This is a genomic window from Propioniciclava sp. (genome assembly GCF_029977985.1).
Taxonomy (GTDB): Bacteria; Actinomycetota; Actinomycetes; order Propionibacteriales; family Propionibacteriaceae; genus Propioniciclava.
Genome location: NZ_JARKOT010000179.1, coordinates 1 through 1,277 on the forward strand (window position 1 = coordinate 1; position 1,277 = coordinate 1,277).

Genomic DNA, 1,277 nt, shown 5'->3' on the forward strand with positions numbered 1-1,277 from the left:
ACCCCCTGGTACAGGTCAGCGAGACCATGGACGATGCGGCCCGGCGGGCCGCCGAGCTGGCCGCAGCGGCCGAATAAGGAGAGACGCGCAGATGTCGATCTGGTTGGACCAGCGGTCCACGGTCATCGTCCAGGGCATGACGGGCTCCGAAGGACGCAAGCACACCCAGCGGATGATCGGCGCGGGCACGCGGATCGTCGCCGGCGTCACCCCGGGCAAGGGCGGCCAGTCGGTCACCTTCGAAGAGGAGCCGGTCCCGGTCTACGACAGCGTCGCCGAGGCGAATGCCGCGACCGGCGCCAACACGTCCGTGGTGTTCGTGCCCGCGGCGTACACGCGCCAGGCCGTGCTCGACGCGGTGGACGCCGGACTCGACCTCACCGTGGTGATCACCGAGGGCGTCCCCGTGAAGGACACCGCGGAGTTCGTGGACTACGCGCGGCAGTCCGGGCACACCCGGCTGATCGGCCCCAACTGCCCCGGCCTGATCAGCCCCGGCAAGTCGAACGTGGGCATCATCCCGCCGACGATCTCCGGTCCGGGCCGGATCGGGCTGGTCTCGAAGTCGGGCACCCTGACCTACCAGATGATGTTCGAGCTGCGGGACATCGGCTTCTCGACGGCCGTCGGCATCGGTGGCGACCCGGTCAACGGCAGCACCCACATCGACGCCCTGGCCGCCTTCGAGGACGATCCGGAGACCGACGCGATCGTGATGATCGGCGAGATCGGCGGGGACGCGGAGGAGCGCGCGGCCGCCTACATCGCCGAGTACATCACCAAGCCGGTGGTCGGCTACGTCGCCGGTTTCACCGCCCCCGTCGGCAAGACCATGGGGCACGCCGGCGCGATCGTCACCGGCTCGGTCGGCACGGCCAAGGCGAAGAAGGCCGCGCTGGAGGCCGCCGGCGTCCGCGTCGGCCGGACGCCGAGCGAGACCGCGGCCCTGATGCGCGAGGTCGTCGCCGCCCTCGGCTGACCCCCGACGCCGTCCGGTGCGACCCACCTTCGGCAGGGCCGGGATCAGGACTGGCTGGCCCGCTGACCGGCGCGGAGTGCGATCGCCTTCCACTGCGCGTCGGTGAAGTCGAAGGTGGAGGACGGGCCGCCCAGCAGGTAGACCACCTTCGCGCCCACGGTCACCACGGCGACCCGGTAGACCGCGGTGGAGGTCGCCGTCTTCTGCGTGACCAGGAAGGTCGAGCCGCTGACCTTCGCGTCCAGTTCCCCGGTGCCCTTGACCGCGGGACCCTCCTCGACCGTCGCCGTCGGGGCCC

General features: G+C 71.3%; 2 protein-coding genes. One reads left to right on the forward strand and one right to left on the reverse strand.

What is annotated here, in order from left to right; translation table 11 throughout:
- Nucleotides 1-91: 91 nt before the first annotated feature.
- On the forward strand, nt 92-979 hold the full coding sequence (gene sucD / locus Q1K57_RS10925) for a succinate--CoA ligase subunit alpha (RefSeq protein ID WP_300082336.1): 888 nt from the start codon (nt 92-94) through the stop codon (nt 977-979).
- A 44-nt stretch (nt 980-1,023) separates the two neighbouring features.
- Here sucD and Q1K57_RS10930 read toward each other — a convergent pair.
- The coding region (locus Q1K57_RS10930; protein WP_300082340.1) for a hypothetical protein at nt 1,024-1,277 on the reverse strand (254 nt) is incomplete at its 5' end.

Bases quoted from the DNA above. Each gene is read 5' to 3' on its own strand.
- sucD (WP_300082336.1), top strand. From the start codon at position 92: ATGTCGATCTGGTTGGACCAGCGGTCCACGGTCATCGTCCAGGGCATG.